The 23,652-nt window shown below is 62.5% G+C and carries 25 protein-coding genes; 19 read left to right on the top strand and 6 right to left on the bottom strand.

Annotated elements, in window-relative coordinates; translation table 11 throughout:
* Nucleotides 1-3: 3 nt before the first annotated feature.
* On the top strand, nucleotides 4-1,155 hold the full coding sequence (locus NKI38_RS23585; RefSeq protein WP_352661357.1) for an efflux RND transporter periplasmic adaptor subunit: 1,152 nt from the start codon (nucleotides 4-6) through the stop codon (nucleotides 1,153-1,155).
* A gap of 22 nt (nucleotides 1,156-1,177) precedes the next feature.
* On the opposite strand, the gene NKI38_RS23580 is transcribed toward NKI38_RS23585, so the two are convergent.
* Nucleotides 1,178-2,110, bottom strand: a complete 933-nt coding sequence (locus NKI38_RS23580; protein ID WP_352661354.1) for a LysR substrate-binding domain-containing protein — start codon at nucleotides 2,108-2,110, stop codon at nucleotides 1,178-1,180.
* Nucleotides 2,111-2,213: 103 nt separating this feature from the next.
* Here NKI38_RS23580 and NKI38_RS23575 point away from each other — a divergent pair, with 103 nt between their 5' ends.
* The 8 genes from NKI38_RS23575 to NKI38_RS23540 all read left to right on the top strand — a co-directional run bounded on the left by NKI38_RS23575 (nucleotide 2,214) and on the right by NKI38_RS23540 (nucleotide 10,508).
* Nucleotides 2,214-3,002 carry a HalD/BesD family halogenase gene (locus NKI38_RS23575; RefSeq protein ID WP_352661352.1) on the top strand — a complete coding sequence of 263 codons (789 nt, stop codon included), beginning with the start codon at nucleotides 2,214-2,216 and terminating at the stop codon, nucleotides 3,000-3,002.
* A 108-nt stretch (nucleotides 3,003-3,110) separates the two neighbouring features.
* On the top strand, nucleotides 3,111-3,803 hold the full coding sequence (locus tag NKI38_RS23570; RefSeq protein WP_352661349.1) for a GntR family transcriptional regulator: 693 nt from the start codon (nucleotides 3,111-3,113) through the stop codon (nucleotides 3,801-3,803).
* A 35-nt stretch (nucleotides 3,804-3,838) separates the two neighbouring features.
* Complete coding sequence (locus NKI38_RS23565; RefSeq protein ID WP_352626428.1) at nucleotides 3,839-4,945, top strand: mandelate racemase/muconate lactonizing enzyme family protein; 1,107 nt, start codon at nucleotides 3,839-3,841, stop codon at nucleotides 4,943-4,945.
* Nucleotide 4,946: 1 nt separating this feature from the next.
* On the top strand, nucleotides 4,947-5,081 hold the full coding sequence (locus tag NKI38_RS23560) for a hypothetical protein (RefSeq protein WP_352661346.1): 135 nt from the start codon (nucleotides 4,947-4,949) through the stop codon (nucleotides 5,079-5,081).
* A gap of 38 nt (nucleotides 5,082-5,119) precedes the next feature.
* Nucleotides 5,120-5,884 (top strand): SDR family oxidoreductase, encoded by a 765-nt coding sequence (locus tag NKI38_RS23555; RefSeq protein ID WP_352661343.1) that lies wholly within the window; start codon nucleotides 5,120-5,122, stop codon nucleotides 5,882-5,884.
* 507 nt (nucleotides 5,885-6,391) lie between these two features.
* On the top strand, nucleotides 6,392-7,366 hold the full coding sequence (locus NKI38_RS23550; RefSeq protein ID WP_352661340.1) for an ABC transporter substrate-binding protein: 975 nt from the start codon (nucleotides 6,392-6,394) through the stop codon (nucleotides 7,364-7,366).
* Between the two features lie 77 nt (nucleotides 7,367-7,443).
* Entirely contained in the window at nucleotides 7,444-8,529 is a 1,086-nt protein-coding gene (locus NKI38_RS23545; RefSeq protein WP_352661337.1) for a quaternary amine ABC transporter ATP-binding protein, read from the top strand.
* Nucleotides 8,526-10,508 carry an ABC transporter permease gene (locus NKI38_RS23540; RefSeq protein ID WP_352661334.1) on the top strand — a complete coding sequence of 661 codons (1,983 nt, stop codon included), beginning with the start codon at nucleotides 8,526-8,528 and terminating at the stop codon, nucleotides 10,506-10,508. Before NKI38_RS23545 ends, NKI38_RS23540 begins: the two co-directional genes overlap by 4 nt.
* A gap of 15 nt (nucleotides 10,509-10,523) precedes the next feature.
* Here the strand turns inward: NKI38_RS23540 and NKI38_RS23535 are convergent, their stop codons facing one another.
* Complete coding sequence (locus tag NKI38_RS23535) at nucleotides 10,524-11,882, bottom strand: trimethylamine monooxygenase (protein WP_352661331.1); 1,359 nt, start codon at nucleotides 11,880-11,882, stop codon at nucleotides 10,524-10,526.
* A 394-nt stretch (nucleotides 11,883-12,276) separates the two neighbouring features.
* Here NKI38_RS23535 and NKI38_RS23530 point away from each other — a divergent pair, with 394 nt between their 5' ends.
* Entirely contained in the window at nucleotides 12,277-12,936 is a 660-nt protein-coding gene (locus NKI38_RS23530; protein ID WP_352661384.1) for a helix-turn-helix domain-containing protein, read from the top strand.
* A 211-nt stretch (nucleotides 12,937-13,147) separates the two neighbouring features.
* Here NKI38_RS23530 and NKI38_RS23525 read toward each other — a convergent pair whose 3' ends face one another.
* From NKI38_RS23525 to NKI38_RS23510, 4 genes are read right to left on the bottom strand one after another with little or no spacing between them, the layout of a single operon-like run.
* Nucleotides 13,148-14,188, bottom strand: a complete 1,041-nt coding sequence (locus tag NKI38_RS23525) for a heme-dependent oxidative N-demethylase family protein (RefSeq protein ID WP_352661328.1) — start codon at nucleotides 14,186-14,188, stop codon at nucleotides 13,148-13,150.
* Between the two features lie 9 nt (nucleotides 14,189-14,197).
* Nucleotides 14,198-15,163 carry a PDR/VanB family oxidoreductase gene (locus tag NKI38_RS23520; RefSeq protein ID WP_352661325.1) on the bottom strand — a complete coding sequence of 322 codons (966 nt, stop codon included), beginning with the start codon at nucleotides 15,161-15,163 and terminating at the stop codon, nucleotides 14,198-14,200.
* Nucleotides 15,160-15,756 carry a dimethylamine monooxygenase subunit DmmA family protein gene (locus NKI38_RS23515; RefSeq protein WP_352661322.1) on the bottom strand — a complete coding sequence of 199 codons (597 nt, stop codon included), beginning with the start codon at nucleotides 15,754-15,756 and terminating at the stop codon, nucleotides 15,160-15,162. Before NKI38_RS23515 ends, NKI38_RS23520 begins: the two co-directional genes overlap by 4 nt.
* Before the next feature lie 41 nt (nucleotides 15,757-15,797).
* Nucleotides 15,798-16,931, bottom strand: coding sequence for an aminomethyl transferase family protein (locus tag NKI38_RS23510; RefSeq protein WP_352661319.1), 1,134 nt, complete (start codon nucleotides 16,929-16,931; stop codon nucleotides 15,798-15,800).
* Between the two features lie 286 nt (nucleotides 16,932-17,217).
* On the opposite strand from NKI38_RS23510, the gene NKI38_RS23505 reads away from it, so the two are divergent.
* The 9 genes from NKI38_RS23505 (at nucleotide 17,218) to NKI38_RS23465 (ending at nucleotide 23,619) form a co-directional block, all read left to right on the top strand.
* A complete protein-coding gene (locus NKI38_RS23505) occupies nucleotides 17,218-17,505 on the top strand; it encodes a hypothetical protein (protein ID WP_352661316.1) in 288 nt (95 codons plus the stop codon).
* 12 nt (nucleotides 17,506-17,517) lie between these two features.
* Nucleotides 17,518-17,895, top strand: coding sequence for a hypothetical protein (locus tag NKI38_RS23500; RefSeq protein ID WP_023759015.1), 378 nt, complete (start codon nucleotides 17,518-17,520; stop codon nucleotides 17,893-17,895).
* 32 nt (nucleotides 17,896-17,927) lie between these two features.
* On the top strand, nucleotides 17,928-18,089 hold the full coding sequence (locus tag NKI38_RS23495) for a hypothetical protein (RefSeq protein WP_352661313.1): 162 nt from the start codon (nucleotides 17,928-17,930) through the stop codon (nucleotides 18,087-18,089).
* A 14-nt stretch (nucleotides 18,090-18,103) separates the two neighbouring features.
* Nucleotides 18,104-19,498 carry an APC family permease gene (locus NKI38_RS23490; RefSeq protein ID WP_352661310.1) on the top strand — a complete coding sequence of 465 codons (1,395 nt, stop codon included), beginning with the start codon at nucleotides 18,104-18,106 and terminating at the stop codon, nucleotides 19,496-19,498.
* A 46-nt stretch (nucleotides 19,499-19,544) separates the two neighbouring features.
* A complete protein-coding gene (locus NKI38_RS23485) occupies nucleotides 19,545-20,234 on the top strand; it encodes a hypothetical protein (RefSeq protein ID WP_352661308.1) in 690 nt (229 codons plus the stop codon).
* Nucleotides 20,231-20,554, top strand: coding sequence for a hypothetical protein (locus NKI38_RS23480; protein WP_352661305.1), 324 nt, complete (start codon nucleotides 20,231-20,233; stop codon nucleotides 20,552-20,554). The genes NKI38_RS23485 and NKI38_RS23480 overlap by 4 nt, the downstream gene beginning before the upstream one ends.
* Before the next feature lie 103 nt (nucleotides 20,555-20,657).
* Nucleotides 20,658-21,554 carry a class II glutamine amidotransferase gene (locus NKI38_RS23475; RefSeq protein ID WP_352661302.1) on the top strand — a complete coding sequence of 299 codons (897 nt, stop codon included), beginning with the start codon at nucleotides 20,658-20,660 and terminating at the stop codon, nucleotides 21,552-21,554.
* 4 nt (nucleotides 21,555-21,558) lie between these two features.
* The gene (locus NKI38_RS23470; RefSeq protein ID WP_352626391.1) at nucleotides 21,559-22,284 is read left to right on the top strand and encodes a GltB/FmdC/FwdC-like GXGXG domain-containing protein; all 726 of its coding nucleotides are present in this window, start codon (nucleotides 21,559-21,561) and stop codon (nucleotides 22,282-22,284) included.
* Nucleotides 22,285-22,290: 6 nt separating this feature from the next.
* A complete protein-coding gene (locus NKI38_RS23465; protein ID WP_352661299.1) occupies nucleotides 22,291-23,619 on the top strand; it encodes an FMN-binding glutamate synthase family protein in 1,329 nt (442 codons plus the stop codon).
* Nucleotides 23,620-23,652: the final 33 nt, after the last annotated feature.

Genomic DNA, 23,652 nt, shown 5'->3' with positions numbered 1-23,652 from the left:
ATCATGCGTAAATGGAAAATCGCGTTGGGAACGGCTGTCGCGCTGGGTGCGATCTCGGTGGCCAGCGTCCACCTGCTCGACATGGGCAATCTCAGCCTCAATGCCGGCACGGCTGGCGCGGCGCCCGCCCCGGCGGCATTCGTCATGCCGGTGCCGGTGGTCAGCGTCGTCAAGAAGACGATCCCGATCTACCTCGACTATGCCGCGCGGACCGAACCGATCCGCAGCATCACCTTGCAGGCCAGGATTCCCGGCTATCTGCAGGAGCAGACCGCTGCCGACGGTGTCGATGTCCGGCAGGGCGATCTTCTCTACAAGATCTCCCCGGATGACTTCCAGGCCGCTCTCGACCAGGCGAAGGCGCAGGTGCAGCGAGACACGGCAACGCTCGACTATGCCCGCTCCAACCTTGGCCGCGGCACCGAACTCGCCAGGAGCGGCTACCTCGCCAAGGACGGCTTCGACCAGCGCACCAGCACCTTGCGCGAAGCACAGGCATCGCTGGCTCTCAACCAGGCGGCGGTCCGCACCGCCGAACTCAATCTGAGCTACGCCGAAATCCGTGCGCCGTTTGGCGGGCGCCTTGGCCGCAACCAGGCCTCGGTCGGAACGCTGGTCAGCGTCGCCGGCACCGTGCTCAACACGCTGGTTCAGCTCGACCCGATCTACGTCACCTTCAACCCGAGCGAGACGGATCTGGCCGAGATCGAGCAAGCCCGTGCGAACGGCCCGATCGAGGTCGAGGTCCTGCTCCCCGGCCAGACCGAGGCAAGCCAGAAGGGTGAGCTTACCTTCATCGACAATTCGGTCGACCGCTCGACCGGCACCATCACCGCGCGCGCGACGATCGGCAACGGCAAGTTCACGCTGCTGCCGGGCCAATATGTTCGTGTCCGGCTGCATGTGAGAGAGCAGGCTGACGCGCTCATGGTGCCGCAGACGGCGCTGGGCTCGAGCCAGCTCGGCAAATATCTCTATGTCGTCGGCAAGGGCAACACGGTCGACCAGCGGCTGGTTTCGCTCGGACCCACGAGCGGCGATCAGGTCGCCATCTTGAGCGGCGTCGCCGAGGGCGACCAGGTGATCACGGGCAATCTGCAAAAGATCGGACCCGGAGCGCCTGTATCGCCGATACCGGAAAAGCCGGCCACCTGAACACCCCCGTCAGGACCCGGCTTCAGCGCGGCGCCCCGGCCTTCCCACAGGTCGCGGGCGCCGCTTTCATGAGCAGCTCCACCAGGCCGGCGACATCGGCACGGTCGGCCTTGGCTGGCGGCATGAATGCACAGTAGGGGTGCCCGAGGCGCACCGAGACGGAGGAGAGCGCGATCAAGCGGCCGGCCTCCAGATCGGCTCCCGCCATGACCCGCTGGCCAAGGGCGATGCCCAGACCCAACCTCGCCGAGGCGATCGCGAGGCTGGACAGGCCGACGCGGCGACCGTGCGACGGGTCGGGCGAGCGGCTGCCGCCAGATGCCGCGAACCAATCCGCCCAGGTCGGGTGCGAGGCATAGTTCGGCCCCCAATTGGTGTGGATGAACAGGCTCTCGTGCAAATCCGTCAGACCCGAATCGCCATTGCCGTGCCGGCGCCAGAATTCGGGCGCGCAGACGGGCACGACGTCATCATGGACGAGCCGAACAAGCTTCAATCCGGGATAGTGATAATCGCCATAGCTGATGCGCAGGTCGATGTTCTGGCGCATCAGATCGACCGGATCGTCCTCGACGCGGACGTCGATCGCCATTTGCGGGAAGGCATCGAGAAGCACGGCCAGCCTCGGCGCCAGCCACAGTTCGGCCAGCGAGAATGGCACGCTGACGACCAGACGCGTCCGCACTCCTCCCTCCAGCATGCGCCGGCCGATCGCGGCGATGTCGCCCAGCGCCCGTGCGGTCTGCGGATAGATGGCGTGGCCGGCATCGGTTAGCGCAATGCGGTTGCCGCTGCGCACGAACAACTGCTTGCCGAACCAGCTCTCGAGATTGCGGATCTGCTGGCTGACCGCCGCCGAAGATACGCCAAGCTCGGTCGCGGCCAAAGTGAAGCTGCCGGCACGAGCCGCGACCTCGAAGGCCTTGATTGCATTCAGCGGCGGCAGCCGATCCATATCTGGCTCCATAAGTTTTTCTTGCTCAATCCTAATTATTTTCCTCGTTGAGAGAAAGATTTTTTTGCCGTCTCATAGGCTCAGAACCTCGGAGCCCGTGACCATGAAAGACATCCTCGATCTCGACCGCTATCCGCTCGACCGCGAAGGCAGCGCCGAATGGCAGCGCCTTGTCGAACAGTCCATCGCCGCGCTCGAAGCCGACGGCATGTTCAATCTCGAAGGGTTTTTGCGCCCCGGCGTCGCTGAAAAAGCCGTGCGGGAAATCCAGCCGGTGATGGCCGCGCGGTCGCATGTGCACAGGCGGATGCACAACATCTACTTCAAGCCCGACATTCCCGAGCTAGGGCCCGACCATCCGGCGCTGCGCAAGGTCGAGACCATAAGCCATACCGTCTGCGCCGACCAGATTCCGGACAGCGTCGTGCTCGCCATCTACGAATACGAACCGCTGCTGCGCTTCCTGGCCGCAACGACGGGCAAGACCAGACTGCATGTCATGCAGGATCCGCTGGCCCGCACCAATGTCATGGCCTATCGCGCCGGCGAGGCGCTGAACTGGCATTTCGATCGTTCGGAATTCACGACGACGCTGCTGTTGCAGGCAGCGGAGCGTGGCGGCGACCTCGAATATCGCACCGATCTGCGGTCGGACGACAATCCCAACTATGATGGCGTCGCCAGATTGCTAGAAGGGCGCGACCCCGAAGCAAAGATCCTGCGCATGAAACCGGGCACGTTAAATGTCTTCCGCGGCAAGAACACCGCGCATCGGGTCACCACTGTCGAAGGCGAGCGCGAGCGCATGATCGCGGTGTTTTCCTACTATGAGAAGCCAGGCGTGATGTTCAGCGCCGAGGAGCGTGTCGGTTTCTACGGCCGCGCGGCCTGAGGCTGAAGAAACAGCCATGCCAGCGGTCCTCAAGAATCCGAAGATGACCTCTTGTTAGATTGTCGACAATCTGCTTGTCTTGCTTTCGGTTTCCTTGGGAGCAACCGAATGGGGAAAGCGGATTTCAGTCCGATCGCGGACACGACGCGCCGCGCCGAGATCGTCGCGTTGCTGCGGCGCGCGATCCTGACCGGCCAGCTCGAACCCGGCCAGAAGCTCAACGAACTCCGTATCTCCGAACAGATGCGGGTCAGCCGCGCGCCGCTGCGCGAGGCGATGCGCGAGCTGGTCCAGGAAGGCATCCTGACCAGCATTCCCTATGCCGGCACATTCGTGATCGAGGTCACGGCCAAGGATATCGACGATGCCTATTCGTTCAACAAGGTGATGGACGAGCTGGCCATCGAGCGGGCGTGGCCGCTGCGCGACCAGCGCTTCTTCGACGAGCTCGACCGGCGCCACGAAGCAGTGAAGCAGGCGACCCGTGAGTTGGACACGACACGCCAAATCGAAACCGCGCTGCAACTGCATGGCCTGATCTACGAATGGGCCGACAATTCGGTGCTGCTGGAAACCTGGCAGCGGCTGACCAGCCGCTTGCAGATGTATTTCGCCCTGCACCAGCAGGCACGCAACGAGGCGGTGCCAGCCGAAGACGTTCACGAGACCTATGCGCGGTTGCTCAAAGGCACCGATATGCGCGCCGCCCAGCGCCATGCCCGCGAGCATATCGACCTCGATTTTGAAGAGCTTCTTTCCTACGCGCGCGGCCTCGAACAGCGCCCGTCGAAAGGCGTTTGACCCGGCCCCAACATCGCAGCCAACGGAAAAGACACGTGCAGATCGAAACCATCAAGGCCTACCATGTCGTACAGCCCTTCGTGGACGGGCCCTATCGCATGTCGAAGGGGCGCGAGGCCGACGCCTTCGACGCGGTGATCGTTTCCATCACATCAGACAGCGGTATAACCGGTTGGGGCGAAATGGCGCCGCTCGGCAACTTTTATTCGCCTGCCTTCGCCGCCGGCGTTCGCGCCGGCGTGGTGGAGATCGCGCCGCATCTGATCGGCCACGATCCACGCGGACTAGCCGGCATCGGCCGGCTGATGGACACGGTGTTCAAGGGCCACCCCTACATCAAGTCGGCGCTCGACATGGCCTGCTGGGATCTCGCCGCGCGTGCCGCCGATGTGCCGCTGGTGACGCTGCTCGGCGGCAGGGAGAGCGAGACCGCCGAACTCTACAAGGTCGTCACCCATGGCAGCGTCGACGCCATGGCAGCACTTGCCAAGCGGATCGTCAAGGACGGCTTCCACCGGCTGCAGGTCAAGGTCGGCGGCAATGTCCATGACGACATCGAGCGCGTCGCCGCGGTCGCCGCTTCGGTGCCGAAAGGCACGGTCATCTTCTGCGACGCCAATGCCGGCTGGACACCCTACCAGGCGCGCCAGTTCGCCGACGCGACGCGGGCCATCGACTACACATTCGAGCAGCCCTGCACCACCATCGACGAATGCATGTCGGTGCGCCGTTCACTGGACAAGCCGATGGTGCTCGACGAGTCCGTAGCCTCGCTGGACGACATGCTCGACATCCACCGCAAGGGTGCGGCCGACGGGCTGACGCTGAAAATCTCACGGCTCGGCGGCGTGACCAAGACGCGGCAGATCCGCGACCTCGCCGTCGACCTCGGCTTCATGATCACCGTCGAGGACACCGGCGGCGCCGAGATCGACACCGCGGCCATGGCGCATCTATCGCTGTCGACGCCGGAGGAGCGCCGGCTGCATGCCATCGCCTTCCATGAATGGGTGACGGTGCGCACGGCGTCGAACATGCCGCCGGTCACCGGCAGCCGCATGGGCATTCCGGATGGACCGGGCCTTGGCATCGACGTCGTTCCCGACTTGCTCGGGAAGCCTTTCTTCGAAGTCGGCCGCTGAGATGAAAATCCGCGGCATCAAAGCCACGCCGATCAATTTGCGCCTCGAGGCGCCCTACGCCTGGGTGTTCGGTGAGCTGGACGGGTTTTCGCCGACCATTGTCGAGGTCGAGGATGGGAGCTTGCTCGGGACATAGCGCGGCGCGTACCCTCCCGAAGGCAGGGAGGGCTATCGATGGATCTTTTCAAACTTAAAGGCGATGTCGCGCTGGTCACGGGCGCCGGCAGCGGCATTGGACAGGCAATCGCGATCGGACTGGCCGAGGCGGGTGCCGATGTTGCCTGTTTCGGCCATGCGTCGAAAGGTGGACTGGACGAAACAGCGCACCGGATCACGGCACTCGGCCGCAAGGCTATTGTGCTGACCGGCACGGTGACGTCTGAGGGTGATCTCGCGGCGGCAATCGATCGCGTCGAGAGCGAACTCGGTGCGCTGACCGTCGCCGTCAACAATGCCGGCATTGCCGGCTCCGAGCCCGCCGAGACGATGCCACTGGAAACATGGCAGAACGTGCACGAGGTCAATGTCGCCGGCGTCTTCCTGTCCTGTCAGGCCGAAGCCCGCAAGATGCTGACGCGACGCAAGGGCTCGATCATCAACATCGCCTCGATGTCCGGCACCATCGTCAACCGGGGCCTGACGCAGGCGCACTACAATTCCTCGAAGGCCGCCGTCATCCACATGTCCAGGAGTCTCGCCATGGAGTGGGCCGACCGCGGGCTGCGCGTCAATGTCGTCAGCCCCGGCTACACGCTGACGCCGATGAACAAGCGGCCGGAGGTGGCGGAAGAGGTCAAGATCTTCAAGCGCGACACGCCGATGGGGCGCATGGCGGCGCCGGAGGAAATGGTCGGACCAACAGTTTTCCTGGCCAGCCGCGCCTCTAGCTTTGTCACCGGCCTCGACCTGATCGTCGATGGCGGCTACGTCTGCTGGTAGGCTTCGACTTCGCCTGCAGTCTGAATTTATGCGTCCCACAGGCGTTAGTCGTTGCGCGGCATGACCCTTGGTATATATAATTTCATCCTGTGAAACTGCCTTGGCAGGATGGGGCTTGCTGGGCCAGCAGCCGAGAGGAATTCCAGCAAAAGTGCGAAGCGGTTTTGCGCCCGGAATTGCGTAAAAAACAAACGGATAGAGCATGGAGGCGATCGAGTTACGCCGGAAATGCTCTGGATCATGGGAACACCTTGCAGGGCGCCGCAGGACTGGCAATTGATCCGCAGATGATCGCTCCCGCAGCGATCCGTCGGCAGCCATGACGCTGAGACTCCCAGCATTTTCCACCATCACCAGAATTGAGCACCATCTTGCCTGCGTTGGTCAGGGCCAGGGCAACAATTTGGCGCCGACGGCCTTGCGCAACGAACCGCCTTTCCAACACAATCAAGAAAAGCCGCAAGAAGGGAACGACCGATAACTGTCACAGCTTGAAGGAGAACAAGCATGTCATTTCGCAGTCACATCTCGAAACTCTCGATGGGCGCCGTCGCGCTGGCGACGTTAAGCCTGCTGACGCCTTCCGCCCAAGCCGCCGCACCGGAATCCAACGATCCGATCAAGATCGCGCTATTCGACTGGACCAGTGTCAATCTGAACGCCAAGATCCTCGGTGGCATCCTGGAAAAGCTCGGCTATACCGTCGAATATCCGACCGCCGACTACCTCTCCAGCCTGACCACCGGTCTCACCAATGGCGATCTCGATGTCGGCCTGGAATTCTGGGACACGACCGCCGGCGAGGCGATGAAAGCCTCCGATGCGACCGGCCAGACCGAACGGCTGGGCAAGCTCGGACCCAAGGCCAAGGAAGAGTGGTGGTTTCCCGAATACATGAAGGAGAAATGCCCCGGCCTGCCCAACTGGGAAGCGCTGAAAGACCCGAAATGCGCCGAAGCCTTCTCGACGGCGGAGACCGCGCCGAAGGGCCGCTATCTCGGCGGCCCGGTAACATGGGAAGGCTTTGACGACGAGCGCGTCGAGGCCCTGAAACTGCCCTTCACCGTCATCCATGCCGGCACCGACGCGGCGATGTTCGCGGAACTCGATTCCGCCTACCAGCGCAAGGCGCCGATCATGCTGTGGATCTATTCGCCGCACTGGGCGCCGGCCAAGTACAAGGGCGAGTGGGTCGAATTCCCCGAATATACGCCCGAGTGCTACAACGATCCGAAATGGGGCACCAACCCCGACGCCAAATATGATTGCGGCAAGCCGCATGGCGAGATCTGGAAGTACTCCTGGTCCGGCATGAAGGACAAATGGCCGGTCGCCTACAAGGTGGCGAAGGCCTACACGGTCGACACCGACGAACTCAACAAGATGAGCGGCGAGATCGACCTCGGCGGCAAGACGCCGGAAGATGTCGCCGCGGCCTGGATCGCGGCCCACGAGGCCGACTGGAAAGCCTGGGCGCAGTGATCGTTCCAACTGGAAAAATGAGACCCGCTGCTTGATCGGCCGGGTCTCAATTCTTGATGTTCCAGAAGGACGTTTGAATGACGGACAAGATTGAACAGGAGCCAAACGTGGCGGGCACACAAAAGGATGCCCGTCCGATAAAACTTGCCTGCCGCAATGTCTGGAAGCTGTTCGGATCGAACGCGGCCAACTTCATCCGCGAACGCGACGGCAAGGCCAGCATGGCCGATGTCACTGCCGCCGGACTGGTCGGCGCGGTGCGCGCCGTCGACCTCGAAATCCGCCAGGGCGAAATCTTCATCATCATGGGCCTGTCGGGCTCCGGCAAGTCGACGCTGGTGCGCTGCATGTCGAGGCTGGTCGAGCCGACCCACGGCAAGGTCGAATTCGAGGGCAAGGACCTCCTGAAAATCTCGGATGCGGCGCTCATCGAACTGCGGCGACACCGCATGGGCATGGTGTTCCAGAATTTTGCGCTTCTGCCGCATCTCAACGTGCTGGAGAACATCGCCTTCCCGCTCAGCATCCAGGGGCAGGACCGGGCGACGCGCGAAGCAAGGGCCCGCGAGGTCATCGAGCTTGTCGGCTTGCGCGGTCGGGAGCATTTCTATCCGCGCGAGCTTTCCGGTGGCCAGCAGCAACGTGTCGGCATCGCCCGCAGCCTGGCGACAAAACCGGAAATCTGGTTTCTCGACGAACCGTTCTCGGCGCTCGACCCGCTGATCCGCCGCGAGATGCAGGATGAACTGATGCGGCTGCAGACCATGCTGCACAAGACCATCGTCTTTATCACCCATGATTTCGACGAGGCGATACGGCTGGCCGACCGCATTGCCATCATGAAGGATGGCGAGGTCATCCAGATCGGCACGCCGGAAGAGCTGGTGGTCAATCCGGCGACCGACTATGTCGCCGAGTTCACCCGTGACGTCGACCGCGCCAAGGTGATTTCGGCACGCAGCCTGATGCGCGCCTGCGACGGCTCGGAACACGGCGGCACCGTTGCCCCGGATGCCAAGATCGCCAGCTTCTCGGCCGGTATCGTTGCCGCCGACAAGCCGTTCGCGGTGGTCAACGGCACCGGCAAGCCGATCGGCGAGGTGACGCCGCAAGCGGTGATCGATCTGCTGGCCGGCATTGATCGGTCGAGGGCTGGCGCATGACGGTGACGGCAAGCGCCAGCGAGGCAAGGTCGCGACCGATTCAGGTCTGGCTGCTGGTCTGGGCGTTCGCGCTTGCCGCCGTGCTTGTCGTGTTCCTGTTGCAGGACCGCCTGCCCTGGGCGGTCAATTATCCGGCAAGCGCCGTCGTGCCGGTCGCCGACTGGGTCAGCGCGCTGATGCGCTGGATCAAGTCGAACCTGTCGTGGCTGACCCGCTCGATCACCGCAGTGCTCGGCGTTCCCCTTGATTTCGCGCTCAATCTGCTCGCCAAGAATTTCAAGATCGGCCACGGCACTGAGGCCTATGTCCTGCCGCGCCTGTCCTGGGTCGGCGTCTGCGCTGCCGCCTTCTTCGCCGGACGTGCCGTTGGAGGCCGGAAACTCAGCCTGATGGTTGGTGGCTGCTTCCTCTATATCGCGCTGTTTGGTCAATGGACCAGTGCCATGCTGACGCTGGCGCTGATCTCCATCGCCGTGCCGTTCTGCATCGTCACCGGCCTGTTCGCCGGCATCTGGGCGTGGCGCAAGCCATGGGCCGAAAGGCTCGTCGTCTCCCCTGCCCTTGACCTGATGCAGACGATCCCGACCTTCGCCTATCTCATTCCGATGCTGCTGCTGTTCGGCAATAGCCCGGTGTCGGCGATGATCGCCACCGCCATCTTCGCCACCCCGCCGATGGTGCGGGCGACGATGCTCGGACTGTCGCGGGTGCCGTCCGAGATCGATGATTTCAGCGAGATGGCCGGCTGCACGGCGCGGCAGAAACTGTGGCGCGTGCTGCTGCCCTCCGCACGGCCGACGCTGATGGTCGGCGTCAACCAGGTCATCATGCTGGCGCTGAACATGGTGATCATCGCCTCGATGATCGGCGCCGGCGGCCTCGGCTACGACGTGCTTCTGGCACTGCGCGCGCTGAAGGTCGGCGAAGCGATGGAAGCCGGTCTCGCCATCGTGGCGCTCGCCATCGCGCTCGACCGGCTGAGCCAGGCCATCGCGCACAAGCAGGCCAAGGGTCATGTCCATCAGGCGATCAGCCCGGGCCTCTGGCGGCGTTATCCCAATCTGACGCTGGCCATCGCCATCCTTTCCGTGACAACGCTGCTCGGCCTGTTCGTGCCGGCCTTCGCGGCGGTGCCGAAGGCGATCACCTTCACCACCGCACCGCTGTGGAAGGCGGCGGTGAACTGGGTGACGATCAATTTCTTCGACACGATCGAAGCGTTTCGCGTGGCGCTCATCCTCAATTTGCTGAACCCGCTGCGCGCCTTTTGCGAAGGCTTTCCGTGGCTGGGTGCCGTCTTCCTGCTCGGGCTCGCCGGCTATCAGCTCTCCGGCTTGCGTCTGGCCGCTTTGGTAGCCGCGCCGACCGCCTTCTGCGCCGTCACCGGGCTCTGGGAAAAGACCATGGCGACCGTCTATCTCTGCGGCATCTCGGCCTTCATCGCGTGCCTGATCGGCATTCCCATCGGGCTCGCGGCCTCGCGCAGCGACCGCTTCGAAAAGGTCATCACCCCAATCATCGACACGCTGCAGGTGCTGCCGTCCTTCTGCTTCATTATCCCGGTGGTGATGCTGTTCAGGGTCGGCGATGTCACCGCGATGATCGCAACGATTGCCTTCGCCGTGGTGCCGGCGATCCGCTACACCAATCACGGCATCAGGCAGGTGCCGCCAGCGCTGATCGAGGCGGCCAAGGTTTCCGGCTGCACGCCGCGCCAGACCTTCTTTCGCGTGCAACTGCCGCTGGCGCTGCCGGAGATCATGCTCGGCGTCAACCAGACGATCCTGATGGCGCTGGCGATGATCATCATCTGCGCCATGGTCGGCACGCGCGATCTCGGCCAGGAAGTGTTCATCGCGCTGTCCAAGGCCGATTCCGGCCGCGGCATCGTCGCCGGCCTGGCAATAGCCTTCATCGGCATCGTCGCCGACCGGCTGTTCAGCGCCTGGACGGCGAACGCACGGGCGAGGCTGGGGTAGCTTGAGGCGCGACGGCTATTCCGCCGCCACGCCTTTCACTTCCAGATAGCTCTCCATGGAATCGTCCAACGCCTGCAGCCAGGGCGTGTGATGCAGCGGCGCCATGGTGCCGGTCATCAACGAGCGGTAGGCGTGGTCGCGGAAGCTCATAATGTCTTCGCCCTTGTGGTGCTCCCACTCCATGAAGGTCTGGTTGACCGCCTCGACGTCGAAACCGGGATAGTCGGTCTGATCCATCAATTCCTTGGTGTAGTCGCCCTGGAACCAGATCATCTGCTCGGCGTCTTCGAGCGTTTCCTCACGCGCGCGCCACTTCGCGCCGTGCTCGGCCATCGCCTCGGCAGAGGGGAGCTTGATGCGGCCCATGATAACGTCGCGGGCGAACCAGGCCTGCGCGTCGAACATGTTGAAGGTGTAGAACTGGTCCTGCATGCCGATATAAGAAAGCTGCGGGTTCTTCTCCCAGACGACGCCTTCATAGAGATCGAGCGGCCACATGCGATTGGCGGTCTTGAGCTTCAAATCGTCGGTGAGGAAGGGGAAGGAATGCAGGTAGCCGGTGCACAGGATGATGGCGTCGACATCCCTAGTGGTGCCATCCTTGAAATGGGCGGTCTTGCCGACGACCTTTTGCAGCAGCGGCACCTCTTTCCAATTCTCCGGCCATTTGAAGCCCATCGGCTTCGAGCGGTAGCTGGAGGTGATCGATTTGGCGCCGTACTTGTAACATTGCGAACCGATGTCCTCAGCTGAATAGGAGCGGCCGATGATCAGGATGTCCTTGCCCTTGAACTCCATCGCGTCGCGGAAATCATGGCTGTGCAGGATGCGGCCGTTGAAGGTGGAGAAACCCTCGAAATATGGCACGTTGGGCACCGAGAAATGCCCGGAAGCGACGACGACATTGTCGAACTCTTCCGAATAGGTGACATCGTTGGTGCGGTCATGCGCGGTGACGGTGAACTTCTTCGTCTCGTCCGAAAACGTCACCATGCGCACCGGGCTGTTGAAGCGCACCCATTTGCGCAGACCGGATTTTTCGACGCGGCCCTTGATGTAATCCCACAGCACGGCGCGCGGCGGATAGGAGCCGATCGGCCGGCCGAAATGCTCCTCGAATGTATAGTCGGCGAATTCCAGGCATTCCTTCGGGCCGTTCGACCAGAGGTAGCGGTACATCGAGCCGTGCACCGGATCGCCATGCTCGTCGAGGCCGGTACGCCAGGTGTAATTCCACAGGCCGCCCCAGTCAGACTGCTTTTCGAAGCAGACGATCTCGGGAATGTCGGCGCCCTTGTCGGCCGCCGACTTGAAGGCCCTGAGTTGTGCCAGGCCGGACGGTCCGGCTCCGATGACGGCAACGCGACTTTTCATTGCAGGCCTCCCGATCTGAATTGGACTTTTGTGTTGACGCAATCCCAAGGGAAAGCGCTATGAGCTTTCCCGGGAAAACCGTTTCACACTTTTCCTGGAATTGCTCTTACGAAACAAATTTCACTCACAGGACAGTAATTGGCGCTTTCGTGCTGTCAACAGCCCGGTGCTGAAACAGCGTTCTGCCGGGGTGGATTTTCGGCAAAAAACTGAAGGCGGCGAAACGCCGGATCACCCCCATGCGCCCTCAGGCGACTTGCCGTCGCACTTGCGCTGATGTATCGGCACCTGACATGTTCACCTAGAGTGAAATAAATCCGCAGCATCCGGGGGCGACGTGGCGAAGACAGTTTCCGATTCCAAGGCTGGTTCCGCCGGTGCAAAGGCCAAGCCGCTGCCAAAGGTCTCGGCCGACGGGAAAACCATCCGCGCGCCGCTGACGCAGAACCCGCATGCCATTCGCGACACTCGCGAAAAAGTGCTGGAGGTGGCGATTGGCCGCGAGGTGCGGGCCTTCCGCAAGAAGCTCGGCATCACCGTCGCTGATCTCGCGGTCGCCACCGACATTTCGCTGGGCATGCTGTCGAAGATCGAGAACGGCATCACCTCGCCGTCGCTGACCACCTTGCAGGCACTGTCGCGGGCACTCGGCGTTCCGGTGACCGCCTTCTTCCGCCGCTTCGAGGAAGAGCGCAGCGCCGTCTTCGTCAAGGCCGGCCAAGGCCTCGATGTCGAGCGCCGCGGCACGCGCGCCGGACACCAGTACAATCTGCTCGGCCATATCGGCTCCAACACCAGCGGCGTCGTCGTCGAACCCTATCTGATCACGTTGACCGAGGATTCGGATGTGTTCCCGACCTTCCAGCACGAGGGCATGGAGTTCCTCTATATGCTCGAAGGCGAGGTCGTTTACCGGCACGGCAGCAACCTCTACCCGATGAAGCCCGGCGACAGCCTGTTCTTCGACGCCGATGCACCGCACGGCCCGGAGCAACTGACGAAACTGCCGATGCGCTATCTCTCGATTATCTGCTATCCGCAGAGCGCGGGTTAGGTTAGCCGATCTCCCCCCTCGTGGGGGAGATGTCCGGCAGGACAGAGGGGGGCGCTGTCCCGCCGACTTATCAATCATCACAGCTGCAACCTCGGGGTTGTTGGTGATCTTCGCCGAGGGTGGGTAAGGTTTGCGTTCCTTCGCGCCCCCTCTGCCCTGCCGGGCATCTCCCCCACGAGGGGGGAGATCGGCAGATTTGCGGGCGGCAGCTTCAATCCGGCGCGAACCCCGGCGACGTCGCACTGCCATCATCCAGCTTCGACAGCCACTCGACCAGCGCCGGGCGATAGCGTGTCAGGCCCTTGTAGTTGGCGAGTTCGTCGGGAAGGTCGCGGATGACGCGGTGCAGGCGCCGGGCCCATTTCGGCTGCGTCACCAGCTCGTCCATCTTGATCAGATAGCAGCGGATCGGGAAGACGATGCCGTTCGAGCGCGGCAGGCGCCAGAAGCTCTGCAACTCGACGCGCAGATGCACCTTGTCGCCGACATTCTCCGGCGTCACCGTCGCCCGGTCCGGGCCCCATTTGTGGTAATTTTCCGGGCTGGTGTCGAGGCGTGGATTGATGGTCATCGTCCAGTTCAGCCGCCGAGCCGGCCTGCCTTGCTGGATGTTGGTGAGGAATTTCAGCGCCCTGACGAAAATCCCCTTTTCATGCGCCAGCGGCACCGGTGCGTGCCACTCGAAGAAGTTCATACCGATGTCGAAATCGAGCGACCAGTCGGCCTGCGTGGTGACCATGCCGGCATCCATCCACAGATTGCCGTCGCGCTGGTCGAGGATGCAGAAATCACCCTGGCTCTGTCGGGTGATGTACTCCATCGGCCCATAGGGCAGCGTCGAGGTGTCGCCGAAGGTGAAGGTATCGTCGATGCCGAGTGGCCGGTTGATCCAGCGCCAGCGGTCGCCGTCGCGTGTCAGCGTGAAATGCTCGGGATAGCCCAGTGCCTGCTGCTCCATCAGAAGTTCCAGCAGGTCCCAGCCGGCCAGCGTCATGTGCGGCAGCGACTGGCAGCGCAGCGGATCCTCGGCCAGCACCAGCGCGCGATCCTGCATCTCGGCGACATAGTGCTCGTCGACGTCGATCAGATTTTCCAGCACGCTGCCCTTCGGGCCGACAACATGCGGCTCGATGTTGACGGCATACATGTAGGCATCTTCGTGGAACGGGAACGGAAACCGCCTGATGTGCTCCGGGCTGTTCCTGAAGGTGAAATCGTCGCGGAACGTTTCCTTGTGAAAGGTGATGCCCATGATTTTCTCCTAGCGCTCCAGGACCAGCGACCGGCCCTCGAAGCGCGACACGCACGGCATGATCTTACAGCCCGAACGGTGCTCTTCCTCGCTCAGCCAGTGGTCGTTGTGGATGAACTTGCCGTCCGAAGAGATGACGTTGGTTTCGCACTGGCCGCAGACGCCGCCGCGGCAGAGATAGGGCGGATCGACGCCGGCCGCCTCGATCGCCTCGAGCAGGCTCTGCTGTTCATCGACGCGAATCGTCTTGCCGCTGACGGCAAGCGTCACGTCGAACGGCAATCCGGGCTGGGGTGCCGCGAAGTGCTCGAAATGCACGGTCTCCGGCGGCCAGCCGAGGCTAGCGGCGCGGTCGCGCACCCAGCCGATCATGCCGGCCGGGCCGCAGACATAGAGATGCGTGCCGAGCGGCTGCGTCGACAGCAACCGGTCGAGTTCGATGCGCTCGTCAAGATCGTCATGATAGAGCCTGACCCGGCGGTCGTAGCGCTCGCGCAGCACATCGGCATAGGTGCCGAGCGATGCGGTGCGGCAGGTGTAGTGCAGCTCGAAATTGCCGCCTTCGGCCGCCAGTTGCGCGGTCTGCGCCATGAATGGCGTGATGCCGATGCCGCCGGCCAGCATCAAGTGCTTTTTGGCACGCAGGTCGAGCGAGAACAAATTGACGGGATAGCTGACCACCATCTCCATGCCGGGGCGAACATGCCTGTGCATGAACAGTGAGCCGCCGCGGCCGACATCATCGCGGCGCACCGAGATCGTGTATTCGCGCGTGTCGAGCGGCGAGCCCATCAGCGAATAGGGATTGAGCCTGGTGCGCTCGCCGTCGCGCATCTCGACCACGACATGGGCGCCGCCGGAAAAGGTCGGCAAAAGCTCGCCGTCGCGCCGGCGGAAATGGAAGCGGGTGACCAGGTCGTTGACCGGGACGACATCGCTGACGACGACATCGAGTTTAGTTGTTCCGGTGCTCATCGAAAAATCTCCTCCATCGGAGGAATCTCCGAGCGATCTTCCGCATTGATGCAGACGCCCTGGAAGGCGGCGATGCGCCTGGAATAGTGGTCGCGCACCAGGAGCAGCAGCCCGCAATGTGCACAGGTCGCCGGCTGCGTCGTCACATTCTCGGTGATGCCCTTGCAGTGCACGCACTGCATGCGCCGCGCCAGCGAGCCGCGATGCTCGGTCTGGATCGAGGTGTGGTCGATGCCGGCTTCAAGTGCCACCTGCATCGCCTGGCCGATCAGGCCTTCGGTGCCGGCGAGGTAGAGGCGCAGACCCATATGCGCGTTGGCCAGCGTCTGTTTGAGCCGCGGCAGCAGGCTGGCGAAGGACGGTGCCTGATGAAACTGTGCCGGCTTCAGCGCTTCGAGATCAGCGATGTATTTGCCGTCCGGTCCGGGAATGAAGACGATTTCGGCATCGTCAAAGAATCCGGCCGGCGCGATCTCGGCGATGTCCCCTATCGCCAGCGCCCCTTCCGCATCCGCGATAAAAAGATGATGCTTGCCCGGTTGCGGACCCAAGGTTCCGTAAACGGGCCGGCTGATGATGCTTTTGACTGCCATCTAACTCTTCGTGCCTCGAACCCCTCGCCGTTGACTATGCCTCAACCTTTCGCCGTGCGCTTGGTCTTCTTGGGATCATCGAAGGGAAGCGGCTGCGCAATCGCCTTGATGGCACCGCTCTTGTTGCGGATTTCGAGCTTGGTGTCCTTGACCGCGCAATCGACGTCGAGCCGGGCGATGCCCATCGATTTCTCGACCAGCGGCGAATACATGGCGCAGGTCACCACGCCGACCTTTTTGCCGTCGCGATAGACAGGCGCGCCTTCATCGGCCGGCTCCTTGCCGTCAAGCAGAACGCCATAGATCTTGAAGCGCTCCTTGCCCTTGAGGCGGTAGTGCTCCTCGGCGCCGCGAAAGCCCGTCTTGCCCGGACTGACGGTGAAGTCGAGGCCGAGTTCCCACAGCGTGTCGCCGGGGCCTTCATTGTCGAACGGATACTTTTGGGAATTGTCGTAGGGATAAAAGAGCAGGTAACTTTCGACGCGCAGCATGTCGAGCGTGGTGAAGCGGCACGGAATGATGCCGGCGCTCTTGCCCTCGTCGAGAATCCTGTCCCAGATCGTGCCGGCATCCTGGCCGCGGCAGAAGATCTCATAGCCGCGCTCGCCGGTGTAGCCGGTGCGCGAGATCATCACCGGCAAGCCGAACAGCTGCGTCTGCATGTGATGGAAATAGTTGAGATCGCGAATGCCCGGCACGTGCTTGGCCAGATAGTCGACCGATGTCGGCCCCTGCAGCGACAAATCGTGCAGATTGTCGTCGAAGCGCAGTGAGACGTCGCGTCCTACCGAAGCACGCTGCAACTCCTCATGGCCGGTGCCCGATCCGTGCACGACCATCCAGGCATTGGGGCCGGTGCGGTAGAGGATGCAGTCGTCGGTGAATTTTCCCGCCTCGTTCAGCATGCAGGCATAGGCCGACTTGCCGGGATAGATCTTTTCGACATCGCGCGTCGTCGCGAGGTCGATCAGGTGCGAGGCGTGCGGTCCGGTGATGTGGACCTTCTTGAGGCCGGAGACATCCATCAGGCCGGCCTTGGTGCGGATGGCGATGTACTCCTCGTCGGCATCCTTGTCGTAGGTCCAGGCGGTTCCCATGCCGCTCCAGTCTTCGAGCTTCGAACCAAGCGCGCGATGGCGATCCGCCAGGGTCGAAAATCTCCAGGATGCCGTCATCCGCTCGTCCTCCGTTTCGAAAAGTCTTTGCTGTTCCCTGCTCCCTGCGCAGCGGCGGGAGCTTTGGTCGAATATTGACCGCAAACGTTGCGGCGCCGCAATACCCATAAGCAATTAATTTCATTGTCAGGCAAAATCCGCCGCGCGAAGCAAACGGTTAACCTCGCGTAAATCGCGCTTGACAATTGCGGAATTCGGACAGAATTTATGAAAAAAATTTCACTCTCTTGAAAGAGGGCAGCGGGCGGCCAATTCGGGGTCGAGCGTTGGAAAAAGGGGAAAACCGATGTCAGACATGCACCAGCGCATCGAAGCGCTGTACCGTTCCGACGTGCGCGGATCCGCGCTCCTGATCGTCTGCCTGTGGGCGACGATCCTCTTCGTCCTCCTGATGACATGGCCCTACATCCCGCATGGCGGCATCAAGGCCGTGGTCGCGGTAGCCGCCGCCGCCGTGCTGATCTTCAACACGGCCGCCATCCTGGCGATGGTCAAGCACTACAGGGAAGACAAGGAATTTATCTACGGGCTCGATATCAAGAACGCCGACGCGTTCCGCAACCGCAAGTCCTGAGGGGTAGAAGAGATGCCGCGCTACACGCCACCGGAGCAGAGCAAGGCCGGGCAGGTTTTCGACATCGCCGTCGTCGTGGTCGCCATTTTCGTGGCGCTATGGCTGCCGCTCAAGCTGGGCCTTGCCGGTGCGGCGAAATCCATCGATGCGCTCGACGCCAAGACGTGGGAAGCGCTTGGCCAGAACCCGACCATGGCTTCGATCTGGGAAAAGCTCGGCTACACGCCCGAGACCGCGCACGATATCATCCAGAACCGCTTCCACTATGTCATCGACTGGCCGACGCTGATCATCATGGCCGCGGTGCTGATCGGTTATTTCGTCTTCCTGTTTCGCGCGTCCGACCGCGAATATCGCGACGTCATCAACGAAAAATTCGACGACAAGTAAGAGTTTCGACGACAAAAATTGGGGGACGCACCATGTGGACGATACTCTCTTACGCATGCTGGGGCATCTCGATCGTGCTCGCTTTGTGGATGCTCTACGACTGGTTCAAGGTCGACACGACTTTCTCCGAAGAGGTGCTGACCTCGTCGCGCGAAGGTGAGCTTGAAGCCGTTTCCGAAAAACACCGGATCTGAGTGGGGATTGAACAATGACGGTCACACTTGAACCGGTAGTCCACGGGGACAGGGTTTCACTGCTGCGCGTGCTTGGCCCGGCCCATGTCTGGGCGCTAGGCGTCGGCATCGTTCTCGTCGGCGAATTCACCGGCTGGAATTTTGCCGCCGACAAGGGCGGCGCGCTGGCCGCGCTGATCGTCTGCTGGGTCGTCGGGCTGCTCTACACCTCGGTCGCGATGATCGATTCCGAGGTGACATCGACCGTCGCTGCCGCCGGCGGCCAGTATGCGCAGGCAAAGCACATCGTCGGACCGCTGATGGCGTTCAATGTCGCGCTGTTCCTGGTCTTTGCCTACACCATGCTCGAAGTGTCCGACGCCATCCTGCTCGGCGACACCATCGTCGCCAAGGCAGGGGTCGAAGGGCTCACCCACAATTCCTTTATCGCCGCCACCATCGTCGTACTGGCGTGGCTGAACTATCGCGGCGTGCTGATGACGCTCAACGTCAACTTCGTCATCACCGCAATCGCCTATATCTCGATCGTGATCCTGTTCTTTTCGGTCAGCCCGTGGACGCAAGGCGCGGTGCTGAAGCTCAACGAACTGGTCACCCCCGGCAACGCCCTGCCCTATGGCTGGATCGGCGTCATCGCCGCCTTTCAATTCGGCATCTGGTATTATCTCGGCATCGAGGGGACCACGCAGGCCGCCGAGGAAGTGCGCTCGCCGGCCCGCTCGCTGCCTTACGGCACCATGGCCGGCATGATCACGCTTTTGATCGCCGCCGCCATGACCTGGTATGTCTGCGCTTCGATGATGCCGTGGGAATATCTGGGCATCACCTATTATCCGCTGTGGGACGCGGGCAAGCTGACCGGCAGTCCGCTGCTCGAGAACCTGTTGTTCGTCGCCACGCTGCTTGCCGCGCTGGCGTCGGCCAATGGCTGCATCAACGACGCGGCGCGCGCTTGGTTCTCACTCGGCCGTGACCGCTATCTGCCGACCTGGTTTTCGGCGGTGCATCCGAGATATCGCACGCCCTACCGCTCGATCCTGTTCCTGCTGCCGATCGCGCTGGCCTTCGCCTTCATCGCCGACCTCAACCAAGCGATCACCTTCTCGATCCTGTCGGGCGTGCTGCAATACACGTTCATGAGCATCAACATCATCATGTTCCGCAAGAAGTGGCCGCTGGGCTCTATCCGCCGCGGATACACGCACCCTTTCCATCCGATCCCAGCCATCGTGCTCTTCTGCCTATGCGTGGTGACCTTCTTCGCCATCTTCCTCGGCTTCGGTTCGCAGCTGATCGCGATGGTCGCCTTCTACTTCCTGATCTCGCTGTGGTTCCATTTCTACCGTTACAGATTCGTGCGGCGCGGCGACCAGTTCACCATGCCGTGGCCAAAGCCGCAGGGATATTGATGGGAATAGGCCCGTCCGGATCCAGGGCGGGCCTGGCAATGAGAAAATGTCCGAGTTGACGTCAGCACTGCTTGCCGGGGCCATGATCCTGGCTCTCGTCCTCCACCTCGTCCGGCAGGCGCGTGCCAGCCGCAACAGGGCATCGATGTCACTCGCCATCGAGCAGGACCGCATCCGTACAGTCATCGCCGACGCAGCCAATGTCTCGGACGGCACCGCCGGCGTCATCACCTGGGAAGGATCGTGGAACGGCCAACACGTCCAGGTGCGCACCATCGTCGATACGCTGGCAACGCGGAAACTGCCGGCACGCTGGCTCAGTGTTTCGATCACCGAAAAGGTCGCAGTGCCAGCTACCTTCGACATGATGATGCGGCCGGGCTCGCCGACAACCTTTTCCAATTTCGATCACCTTGAGCATACGCTGCCCAAGGCTCCGGGATTTCCCGCCGAGGCGGTGCTGCGCACCGACCGCAGGGCGGCGCGCTTTCCGCAAGGCCTCATCGCCAGCCATATCGGGATCTTTGCCGAGGGCCGCGCCAAGGAGCTGCTGATCACCCCGAACGGAGTCCGTATCGTCTGGCTGCTGGCCGAGGCCGAACGGGCGCGCTACGGCGTTTTCCGGCAGGCCGAATTTGGCGACGCCATATTCGATCCGGCGCTGATCGAAAGACTGCTCATGGCGGTGTCGGCGCTGCGCGACGCGATCAACAAAAGCGAACGGCAGGCCGCATGACCAGCTCAGCCACGGCACCCACCAACCCCTATCTGGTTCTCGGCACAGCAATCGTGTTGCCGGCAAGCGGACACGTCATTCTGGGCGTGCCGGTGCGCGGCCTGCAGTTTCTTTTCTTCATGGTGATCCTGGCATGGGTCACGGCCAAGATCGCGCCGCCGGACGCCAGCTTCGTCGGCCGTCATGCCGGCGGCTTTCTTATCTATGCGCTGTCGATCCTCGACGCATACAAGATCGCCCGCATTCGCACCGCCAAATGGGTTCACAATGCCCGGCGAGACGGCGGCGGTGCGCAAAGCGACATCGAGACGCATACGTAACTAGAGGAATATTTTTTTCATATGATTGAATTTATGGGACTCATTCGATACATCATCTCTTAGCTACAAACGATCTCTTAGCTACAAACACCGGGAGGCTGACATGTGTGGAATTGTCGGACTGTTCTTGAAGGACAAGTCGCTGGAACCCCAGCTTGGTGCGATGCTGTCGCAGATGCTGATCTCGCTCAGCGATCGCGGTCCCGACAGCGCCGGCATCGCCATCTATGGCGCGCCTTCCAAAAATGAGGCCAAGATCACCATCCAGTCGGCCAAGCCGGAACGCGATTTCCGCGGCCTCGAGGCGGAACTCGCCAGGGCCATCGGCACGCCGGTGACGATCGCGGTGAAATCCACCCATGCGGTCGTCAGGACCACGCCCGCCAAGATCGATGAAGCGCGCGAAACCATCCAGGCGCTGCGCCCCGACATCCGCATCATGGGCGCCGGCGACGCTGTCGAAATCTACAAGGAGGTCGGCCTGCCCGAGGCGGTCGTCGATCGCTTCGATGTCCGCAAGATGACCGGCACGCATGGCATCGGCCACACCCGCATGGCGACAGAATCGGCGGTGACGACAATGGGCGCGCATCCGTTCTCGACCGGCGCCGACCAGTGCCTAGTACACAATGGTTCGCTGTCCAACCACAACAATGTTCGCCGCGAGCTGATCCGCGAAGGCATGACCTTCGAGACCGAGAACGACACCGAGGTCGCGGCCGCCTATCTCTCGTCACAGATGGCGCATGGCAAGAATCTCGGCGAAGCGCTCGAAGGCACACTCTCCGATCTCGACGGCTTCTTCACCTTTGTCGTCGGCACCAAGAACGGCTTCGGCGTGGTGCGCGACCCGATCGCCTGCAAGCCCGCCGTGATGGCCGAAACCGACCAGTATGTCGCCTTCGGCTCGGAATATCGCGCGCTGACCAAACTGCCCGGCATAGACAATGCGAGGGTCTGGGAACCTGAGCCCGCAACCGTCTATTTCTGGGAGCATTGAATTCATGCCGGCAACCACGCTTTCAAAGACGGCGGCGCACGACCCCCGGGTCTTCGATCTCGACCAGCTGTCGCTGCGCGAACTCAACCAGGCGCTGCACAATCTGGCTCCCGGCTCGAATGAAACAGCTTGGGAAGTGCTGAACCCGAAAGGCAGCCATTCGGTCGCCGTCGGCGTCGACCAGCCAGTTGCCATCGATGTGCGCGGCAGCGTCGGTTATTACTGCGGCGGCATGAATTCCGGCAGCACCATCACCGTGCATGGCTCGGCAGGGCCTGGCGTGGGCGAGAACATGATGTCCGGCTCGATCACCATCAAGGGTGACGCCAGCCAATATGCCGGCGCCACCGGCAAAGGCGGCCTGCTGGTCATCGAAGGCAACGCCTCGTCGCGCTGCGGCATTTCGATGAAGGGCATCAACATCGTCGTGCACGGCAATATCGGCCACATGTCGGCCTTCATGGCGCAGTCGGGCAATCTGGTGGTGCTGGGCGACGCCGGCGACGCGCTGGGCGATTCCATCTACGAGGCGCGGCTGTTCGTGCGCGGCAAGGTCGACAGCCTGGGCGCCGACTGCATCGCCAAGGAGATGCGGCCAGAACACCTGGAATTGCTGCAGGGTCTGCTCGACCGCGCCGGCGTCACCGGCGTCAAGCCGTCGGAGTTCAAGCGCTATGGCTCCGCGCGCACGCTCTACAATTTCAATATCGACAACGCCGACGCGTATTGAGGCAGCATGACCTATCGCAACCCGCCGACGACGCCGCGCAAATCCGCGACCTTCGACGACTACACGCTTTCCGAAATCCGCCGTGCCGCCGCGACCGGCATCTATGACATCCGTGGCGCCGGCGCCAAGCGCAAGCTGCCGCATTTCGACGACCTCCTGTTCCTCGGCGCCTCGATCTCGCGCTATCCGCTCGAAGGTTATCGCGAGCGCTGCGACACCAGCGTCGTGCTGGGCTCTCGCCATGCCAGGAAGCCGATCGAGCTGAAGATCCCGATCACCATCGCCGGCATGAGCTTCGGCTCGCTGTCGGGCCCCGCCAAGGAAGCGCTCGGGCGCGGCGCAACCCTGTCGGGCACCTCGACCACCACCGGCGACGGCGGCATGACCGAGGAAGAGCGCGGCCATTCCAAGCAATTGGTCTATCAATACCTGCCGTCTCGCTACGGCATGAATCCACGCGATTTACGCCGGGCCGATGCGATCGAAGTCGTCGTCGGCCAGGGCGCCAAGCCGGGCGGCGGCGGCATGCTGCTTGGCCAGAAGATCTCTGATCGCGTCGCGGAAATGCGCACGCTGCCGAAAGGCATCGACCAGCGCTCGGCCTCGCGCCACCCGGACTGGACCGGGCCCGACGATCTCGAGATCAAGATCCTCGAACTGCGCGAAATCACCGACTGGGAAAAACCGATCTACGTCAAGGTCGGCGGCGCCCGCCCCTATTATGATACCGCGCTTGCCGTGAAGGCCGGCGCCGATGTCGTGGTGGTCGACGGCATGCAGGGCGGCACCGCCGCGACCCAGGAAGTGTTCATCGAAAATGTCGGCATGCCGACGCTTGCATGCATCAGGCCAGCGGTGCAGGCGCTGCAGGACCTCGGCATGCACCGCAAGGTGCAGCTGATCGTCTCCGGCGGCATCCGCAACGGCGCCGATGTCGCCAAGGCGCTGGCGCTCGGCGTCGACGCGGTGTCGATCGGCACGGCTGCACTTGTCGCGCTCGGTGACAATGACCCGCGCTGGGAGGCGGAATACAACGAGCTCGGCACCACGGCCGGCGCCTATGACGACTGGCACGAGGGTCGCGACCCCGCCGGCATCACCACGCAGGACCCCGAACTGATGAAGCGGGTCGATCCGGTGGCTGCCGGACGCCGGCTGGCGAACTACCTCAAGGTGATGACGCTTGAGGCGCAAACCATCGCGCGTGCCTGCGGCAAGAACAGCCTGCACAATCTCGAACCCGAGGACCTCGTCGCGTTGACGATCGAGGCAGCCGCCATGGCCGGCGTACCGCTGGCTGGCACCAACTGGATACCGGGGAAGAACGGCTTCTGATCAACGAAGGGCCGAAGCTCCGCTCTTGGGCCA

Source organism: Mesorhizobium sp. M0621, assembly GCF_040320745.1.
In the GTDB taxonomy this organism is placed as follows: Bacteria; Pseudomonadota; Alphaproteobacteria; order Rhizobiales; family Rhizobiaceae; genus Mesorhizobium.
Note: the sequence above shows the minus strand (reverse complement) of the source record. Positions and strands in the feature narration are given on the sequence as shown.